General features: G+C 61.4%; 1 protein-coding gene. It reads left to right on the top strand.

Annotation, left to right across the window (positions count from 1 at the left end; translation table 11 throughout):
* Nucleotides 1-605 (top strand): Crp/Fnr family transcriptional regulator (locus tag AC0L23_RS40010; protein ID WP_473358428.1); only part of this gene is annotated, 605 nt, incomplete at its 5' end.
* Nucleotides 606-640: the final 35 nt, after the last annotated feature.

Genomic DNA, 640 nt, shown 5'->3' with positions numbered 1-640 from the left:
TTTCTGTGATGATCGACATGGCCAACGGACAGACGGTCGCCAGCGCCGCAATAGGGCGCGAGGGAGCAGTAGGCACTCTTTCCGTGCTGGGGCCGTCCCCTTCGGCCGTTACCGCCGTCGTTCGTGCCGCGGGCATCGCCTCGCGGATCCCCGCATCGCGATTCCACGCCGCTTTTAGCCGAAGCGCCGCGATCCGCCACGCAGTCCAGATTCATTTCAAAGCGATGCTGATACAGCTACAAATCGGCGGCGCCTGCAATGCTCTGCATCCGGCCCAAGCCCGCATGGCACGCTGGCTGCTCCATCTTCGCGACCGCGCCGACCACGACGTCCTCGCACTCACCCAAGAGGCGCTTTCGCAAATACTGGGTGTGCGACGAACGACAGTGACGCTCCTGATGCGCAACCTGCGCGCTTCCGGAGCGATCAGATCTGAACGGCGAGGAGAAATCGAGATTGACCCATTGCGGCTCGCAGCGGTGGCGTGCGAATGCCACGATACCATGCGTCTCGAAATCGAGGGGATCTTCTCTATGAATGCAGCCCGGTCTCGCGCTTTGGTTCGTACGCCTCCGATGGGGGCCGTCTTGCGTGAGGGTTGGTAATTCGCGAAGCGTGTGACCTTAAGTCTAGCTTTAAG

This window comes from Bradyrhizobium sp. MI1.4 (genome assembly GCF_055811315.1).
Note: the sequence above shows the minus strand (reverse complement) of the source record. Positions and strands in the feature narration are given on the sequence as shown.